This is a genomic window from Streptomyces spinoverrucosus, assembly GCF_006539505.1.
Taxonomy (GTDB): Bacteria; Actinomycetota; Actinomycetes; order Streptomycetales; family Streptomycetaceae; genus Streptomyces; species Streptomyces spinoverrucosus.
Map to the genome: position 1 here is coordinate 25,975 of NZ_BJND01000034.1, position 6,923 is coordinate 32,897.

The 6,923-nt window shown below is 69.2% G+C and carries 5 protein-coding genes and 1 pseudogene; all 6 read left to right on the forward strand.

Annotated features, from left to right (window positions below; genetic code table 11):
* Positions 1-148 precede the first annotated feature (148 nt).
* The gene (locus SSP24_RS23205; RefSeq protein ID WP_141311615.1) at positions 149-1,990 is read left to right on the forward strand and encodes an APC family permease; all 1,842 of its coding nucleotides are present in this window, start codon (positions 149-151) and stop codon (positions 1,988-1,990) included.
* Between the two features lie 225 nt (positions 1,991-2,215).
* Entirely contained in the window at positions 2,216-2,305 is a 90-nt protein-coding gene (gene kdpF, locus SSP24_RS23210; protein WP_016434100.1) for a K(+)-transporting ATPase subunit F, read from the forward strand.
* Positions 2,306-2,312: 7 nt separating this feature from the next.
* Positions 2,313-3,974: a potassium-transporting ATPase subunit KdpA gene (gene kdpA / locus SSP24_RS23215; protein WP_141311616.1), complete on the forward strand. Its 1,662-nt coding sequence runs from the start codon at positions 2,313-2,315 to the stop codon at positions 3,972-3,974.
* Complete coding sequence (kdpB, locus tag SSP24_RS23220; protein ID WP_141311617.1) at positions 3,974-6,097, forward strand: potassium-transporting ATPase subunit KdpB; 2,124 nt, start codon at positions 3,974-3,976, stop codon at positions 6,095-6,097. The genes kdpA and kdpB overlap by 1 nt, the downstream gene beginning before the upstream one ends.
* Before the next feature lie 6 nt (positions 6,098-6,103).
* Positions 6,104-6,739: a potassium-transporting ATPase subunit C gene (locus SSP24_RS23225; RefSeq protein WP_141311618.1), complete on the forward strand. Its 636-nt coding sequence runs from the start codon at positions 6,104-6,106 to the stop codon at positions 6,737-6,739.
* A 49-nt stretch (positions 6,740-6,788) separates the two neighbouring features.
* Positions 6,789-6,923, forward strand: a pseudogene (locus SSP24_RS44245) (DNA-binding response regulator); the annotation flags it as partial.

Genomic DNA, 6,923 nt, shown 5'->3' on the forward strand with positions numbered 1-6,923 from the left:
CCCCCGTCAAAGCTTCGTCAAGGTCGGCCGGTTCCGTGCGAAGAAGGCGCAAGGAGCCGTCGAAGACGGCCGGATCCGGACAGAACCTGGGTGCACCGCGCGGGCCGCCCCACGCGGCTTTTCGCATCGTACGAAGGAGCACCCACCCATGTCCGTACTGACCGCCGAACCGGGCGCCGCACCCTCCGGCGAGGAGCCGCCCGATACCGGTGAGCGGCATCGCCTCACCGCCGTCACCGGCCTGGCCGCGCTGTCGCTGGACGCGATGGCGTCGGTGGCGTACGGGCCCGAGGCGATCGTGCTCGTCCTGGCCGCCGCCGGTGCGCACGGCCTCGGCTTCACGCTCCCGGTCACGCTGGCCATCGCGGGCCTGCTGGCGGTGCTGGTCGCCTCGTACCGGCAGGTGATCGCGGCCTTCCCGGACGGCGGCGGTTCGTACGCCGTCGCAAAGCGGCACCTGGGCGCGCGCACCAGCCTGGTGGCCGCCGCCTCCCTCGTGCTGGACTACGTCCTCAACGTCGCCGTCGCCGTCACCGCCGGTGTCGCCGCCCTGACCTCCGCCTTCCCCGCGCTCTACGACGACCGGCTGTGGCTGTGCCTGGCCGTGCTGGCGCTGATCACGGCGGTGAACCTGCGCGGGATCGTCGAGTCGGCGAAGGCGTTCATCGTGCCGACCGTCGTGTTCGTCGGGTCGATCTTCGTGCTGATCGGCGTGGGGCTGTTCCGGTCGGAGCCGGTGAGCACGGTGACCGCGCAGGGCCACGCCTCGGTGCTGGCCGACAACGCCACCACGGTGGGCGCCCTGCTGCTGCTCAAGGCCTTCGCCTCCGGAGGCAGCGCGCTGACCGGCGTCGAGGCCATCGCCAACGCCGTCCCCTCCTTCCGCGTCCCGCGCGTCAAGCGCGCCCAGCGCGCGGAGGTCGCCCTGGGTGCCGTGCTCGGCGTGATGCTGATCGGCCTGTCGGTGCTGATCTCCCGCTTCCACCTCCAGCCGGTCGAGGGCGTCACCGTCCTCGCCCAGCTCGCGGACGCGTCCCTCGGCCACAACTGGGCCTTCTACGTCATCCAGTTCGCGACGATGATCCTGCTGGCCCTCTCCGCGAACACCTCCTTCGGCGGTCTCCCCGTCCTGCTGAAGCTGCTCGCCCGCGACAACTACCTGCCGCACGTCTTCGCCCTCAAGGCCGACCGCCAGGTCCACCGGCACGGCGTCCTCGCCCTCGCCCTGGTCTCGGCGGCGCTGCTGGTCTTCTCCGGCGGTGACACCAACACCCTGGTGCCGCTGTTCGCCATCGGGGTCTTCGTCGGCTTCACCATCGCCCAGGCCGGCATGGTCCGGCACTGGCGGCTGACAAGGAGCCCCGGCCGGCGGGGCAAGGCGCTGCTCAACGGTTTCGGCGGAGTGCTGACCGGCGTCGCGGCGATCGTGGTCACCGCGACCAAGTTCGACGAGGGCGCCTGGCTGATCGTGGTCGCCCTGCCGCTGCTGGTCCTTGCCTTCCGGACCGTGCACCGCGCCTACGCGCGCATCGGCGAGCGGCTCGGCCTCGGCCACATACCCGAGGCCCCACACCGCGACCGCTCGGTCGTGATCGTGCCGGTCTCCTCCCTGTCCCGGCTCACCTCCCAGGCCCTGACGGCCGCCGCCTCCCTCGGTGACGAGGTCCGCGCGGTCACCGTCTGCTACCCCGACCCCGAGGACCGGGCCCAGCTGCACGCCCTGGAGCGGGCCTGGGCCGCATGGGACCCCGGCGCGCCGCTGGTCACGCTGACCTCCGAGCGCCGCACGCTGGGCCGCCCGATCGCCGAGTACGTCCGTGCGGTCACGGCCGCGGAGCCGGACACGCAGATCACCGTGCTCATCCCGGAGACCGAGCCGGAGCGGCTCTGGCAGCGGTTGCTGCAGAACCAGCGGGGCGCCGTCGTCGCGTACGCCGTACGCCGGGAGACGGACGCGGTGATCTGCCGGCTGCGGTTCCGGCTGTCCTGAGACCTGCGCCGCACGACCCGTAAGAGACCCGTCAAAGCCGCGCAGCGCCCCGTAAGGGACCCGTCAACGACGGTCGAATCCGGCCACAGACGCGGTTTCCTCTAACCGTCCTAGTCCAACCGAACCTCGACTCCAGGAGCTCACGATGGCCGATCTGGCCTTCGTCGTCACCACGGTCGCGCTCTTCGCACTGGTGGCCCTCGTCGCCAAGGGGGTGACGAAGCTGTGACCGCCGAAAACATCGTCGGCCTGGTCGTGGCCGTCGCCCTGCTGGGCTATCTCGTCCTCGCCCTGATCTTCCCGGAGAGGTTCTGAGCACAGCATGGGTCCCGTACTGGCCGGCGTCCTCCAGCTGATCGCCCTCATGGGCGCCCTGGCGATCGCCTACGTCCCCCTTGGCAACTACATGGCCAAGGTCTACTCCTCCGACAAGCACTGGCGTGTCGAGCGGTGGATCTACAAGGGCATCGGCGCCAACCCCGACACCGAGATGCGCTGGACCGCGTACCTGCGCGGCGTGCTCGCCTTCTCGGCCGCGGGCGTCCTCTTCCTGTACCTGCTGCAGCGGCTCCAGGGCGTGCTGCCCGGCTCGCTCGGCTTCGCCTCGATCGACCCGGACCAGGCGTTCAACACCGCCGTGTCCTTCGTCACCAACACCAACTGGCAGTCGTACTACGGCGAACAGGCCATGGGCCACGTCGTGCAGACCGCCGGTCTGGCGGTGCAGAACTTTGTCTCCGCGGCCGTCGGCATCGCCGTCGCGGTCGCGCTGGTACGGGGATTCGCCCGCTCCCGCAGCGGTGAGCTGGGCAACTTCTGGGCCGACATGGTGCGCGGTGTCACCCGCATCCTGCTGCCGCTGGCGTTCGTCGCCGCGATCGTCCTGGTCGCGTGCGGGGCCATTCAGAATTTCTCCGGCATCCATGAGGTCGGCCAGTTCATGGGGGGCTCGCAGCAGTGGAACGGCGGTGCGGTCGCCTCGCAGGAGGCCATCAAGGAGCTGGGCACCAATGGTGGCGGCTACTTCAACGCCAACTCCGCCCATCCCTTCGAGAACCCGACGCCGTTCACCAACCTGTTCGAGATCTTCCTGCTCCTGGTGATCCCGTTCTCGCTGACCCGCACCTTCGGCGTGCTGGTCGGCTCGGTGAAGCAGGGCTACGCGATCCTCGCGACCATGGCCACCATCTGGCTCGCCTTCATCGGCCTGATGTGGTGGACCGAGTTCGCGCACCGCGCCCCGGCGTTCGAGATCGCCGGTGCCTCGATGGAGGGCAAGGAGGTCCGCTTCGGCGTCGGCGCCTCGTCGATCTTCGCCGTGTCGACCACGCTCACCTCGACCGGCGCCGTGGACTCCTTCCACTCCTCCTACACCGGCCTCGGCGGCGGCATCACCATGCTCGGCATGATGCTGGGCGAGATCGCGCCCGGCGGTGTCGGCTCGGGCCTGTACGGCATCCTGATCATGGCGCTCATCGCGGTGTTCATCGCCGGTCTGATGGTCGGCCGGACGCCCGAGTACCTGGGCAAGAAGATCGGCACCCGCGAGATCAAGCTGGCGGCCTGCTACATCCTCGTCACCCCGGCCCTGGTCCTCGTCCTCAGCGCCTGCGCGATGGCGCTGCCGACCCCGGCCAACTCCATGACCAACAGCGGGGCGCACGGATTCTCCGAGATCCTCTACGCCTACACCTCCGCCTCCAACAACAACGGCTCGGCCTTCGCCGGTCTGAACGCGGACACCCAGTGGTTCAACACCACCCTCGGCATCGCGATGCTGCTCGGCCGCTTCGTGCCGATGGTGTTCGTGCTGGCCCTGGCCGGCTCGCTCGGCGAGCAGAAGCCGGTGCCGGTCACCGCGGGCACCCTGCGCACCGAGAAGCCGCTGTTCACCGGTCTGCTGGTGGGCGCGATCCTGATCATCACCGGTCTGACGTACTTCCCGGCCCTCGCGCTCGGGCCGCTGGCCGAGGGGCTGGCGTGATGACCACTGACCTTCACAAGCAAGAGGACTCCATGTCCACAGCCACACCGACCCGGGCGCCGCACAGCGACGTACCCACCGCGCACAAGACCCCCGAGGGCCGTGTCGGCGCGGGCCTCTTCGACCCCAAGCAGCTGGGCAAGTCGCTGCCGGACGCGTTCCGCAAGCTCGACCCGCGGGTGATGATCAAGTCGCCCGTGATGTTCGTGGTGCTGGTCGGGTCCGTGCTGACCACCGTGTTCTCCTTCACGGACCCGACCGACTGGTTCGGCTGGACGATCAGCGCCTGGCTCTGGCTGACCGTGATCTTCGCCAACCTGGCGGAGGCGGTCGCCGAGGGCCGTGGCAAGGCGCAGGCCGACACCCTGCGCAAGGCCAAGACGGATTCCGTGGCGCGCAAGGTCGACGGGACCGTCGTCCCCGGCACCGAGCTGAAGATCGGCGACCTGGTCGTCTGCGAGGCCGGGGACGTCATCCCCGGTGACGGTGACGTCGTCGAGGGTGTCGCCTCGGTCGATGAGTCGGCCATCACCGGTGAGTCGGCGCCGGTCATCCGTGAGTCCGGCGGCGACCGCAGCGCGGTCACCGGCGGGACGAAGGTGCTCTCCGACCGCATCGTCATCAAGATCACGACGAAGCCGGGCGAGACCTTCATCGACCGGATGATCGGCCTGGTCGAGGGCGCGGCACGGCAGAAGACGCCGAACGAGATCGCGCTGAACATCCTGCTCGCCTCACTGACGATCGTCTTCCTGCTCGCGGTGGCGACCCTGCCGCCGTTCGCGGACTACGCGGGCACCCACCTGACGATGGTCGTGCTGGTCGCGCTGCTGGTCTGCCTCATCCCGACGACCATCGGCGCCCTGCTGTCGGCGATCGGCATCGCCGGCATGGACCGGCTGGTGCAGCGCAACGTGCTCGCCATGTCGGGCCGCGCGGTCGAGGCCGCCGGTGACGTCTCCACGCTGCTGCTCGACAAGACCGGCACCATCACCCTCGGCAACCGCCAGGCGTCGGAGTTCGTGCCGGTGCGCGGCACCACCGAGGCCGAGCTCGCGGACGCCGCCCAGCTGTCGTCGCTGGCCGACGAGACACCCGAGGGCCGCTCCATCGTCGTACTGGCGAAGGAGAAGTACGGCCTGCGCGAGCGGCACCAGGGCGAGCTGGCCGGCGCCGAGTGGATCGAGTTCACGGCCCAGACCCGGATGTCGGGTGTGGACGTCGACGGCCGGAAGATCCGCAAGGGCGCGGCCGGTTCGGTGATCACCTGGGTCGAGGAGCGCGGCGGCGCGGTCGCCGAGGACGCGGACACCCTCGCCAACCGGATCTCCGAGGCGGGCGGTACGCCGCTCCTGGTCGCGGTCGAGGACGGCACCGGGGCCCGGATCCTCGGCGTCATCCACCTCAAGGACGTCGTCAAGGACGGCATGCGGGAGCGGTTCGACGAGCTGCGCCGCATGGGCATCAAGACCGTCATGATCACCGGCGACAACCCCCTCACCGCCAAGGCGATCGCCGAGGAGGCCGGCGTCGACGACTTCCTCGCGGAGGCCACTCCCGAGGACAAGATGGCGCTGATCAAACGAGAGCAGGCCGGCGGCAAGCTGGTCGCGATGACCGGTGACGGTACGAACGACGCCCCGGCGCTGGCGCAGGCGGATGTCGGCGTGGCGATGAACACGGGTACGTCGGCCGCCAAGGAGGCCGGCAACATGGTCGACCTCGACTCCAACCCGACCAAGCTCATCGAGATCGTCGAGATCGGCAAGCAGTTGCTGATCACGCGCGGTGCGCTGACGACGTTCTCCATCGCCAACGACGTCGCGAAGTACTTCGCGATCATCCCGGCGCTGTTCGCGGCCGTCTACCCGGGCCTGGACAAGCTGAACATCATGCAGCTGTCCTCGCCGGACTCCGCGATCCTGTCGGCCGTCATCTTCAACGCGCTGATCATCATCGCGCTGGTGCCGCTGGCCCTGCGGGGCGTGCAGTACCGGCCGGTCAGCGCCGACCGGATGCTCCGCCGCAACCTCGGGATCTACGGCCTGGGCGGGCTGATAGCCCCGTTCATCGGCATCAAGCTCATCGACATGCTCATCTCGCTGATCCCCGGGATCGGGTGAAGGACCATGAACAACTCCCTCGTGAACACGGGCCGGTTGCTCGGGGCGGGCCTGCGGGCGCTGCTCGTGCTGACCATGCTCACCGGCATCCTCTATCCGCTGGCCGTCACCGGTGTGGCCCAGGCGCTGTTCAACAACAAGGCGAACGGCTCGGAGATCAAGGCGGACGGCAAGGTCGTCGGCTCCTCCCTGATCGGCCAACAGAACTACAGCCTGGACTACTTCCAGCCGCGCCCCGCCAACGGGCTCGACGAGAACAGCGTCAACACCCAGTACAAGCTGATCCTGTCGGGCGCGACGAACCGCTCCGGTGACAACGCCGAACTCATCCAGTGGGTCAAGGAAGCCAAGGCCAAGGTCATCAAGGACAACTCCACGGCCGACTACAAGGTGAAGCCGTCCGAGGTCCCCGCCGACGCGGTACTGTCCTCCGGATCCGGACTGGACCCCGACATCTCCCCGCAGTACGCCGACCTCCAGGTCCACCGGATCGCGGAGCGCAACGGCCTGCCCGTCACCGAGGTCCAGGAGCTGGTGGACGAGCACACCCAGGGCCGCACCCTCGGCTTCATCGGCGAGCCCCGGGTGAACGTCCTCGAACTCAACATCGCGCTCAAGGAACTCATGGCGAAGAGCGGTTGATGGCGTTGTCCGATCATGGCGGCTCGTACGACTGGAAAGGCGCACATCCATGACCCGGGTGCTGGTGGTGGAGGACGACCCGCAGCTCGTCCGGGCCCTCGTGATCAACATGCAGGCCCGCCGGTACGGAGTGGACGCCGCCCCCGACGGCGCCACCGCCCTGCGGCTGGCGGCCGCCCGCCAG

Bases quoted from the DNA above. Each gene is read 5' to 3' on its own strand.
- kdpA (WP_141311616.1), top strand. From the start codon at position 2,313: ATGGGTCCCGTACTGGCCGGCGTCCTCCAGCTGATCGCCCTCATGGGC.
- SSP24_RS23205 (WP_141311615.1), top strand. From the start codon at position 149: ATGTCCGTACTGACCGCCGAACCGGGCGCCGCACCCTCCGGCGAGGAG.
- kdpB (WP_141311617.1), top strand. From the start codon at position 3,974: ATGACCACTGACCTTCACAAGCAAGAGGACTCCATGTCCACAGCCACA.
- SSP24_RS23225 (WP_141311618.1), top strand. From the start codon at position 6,104: ATGAACAACTCCCTCGTGAACACGGGCCGGTTGCTCGGGGCGGGCCTG.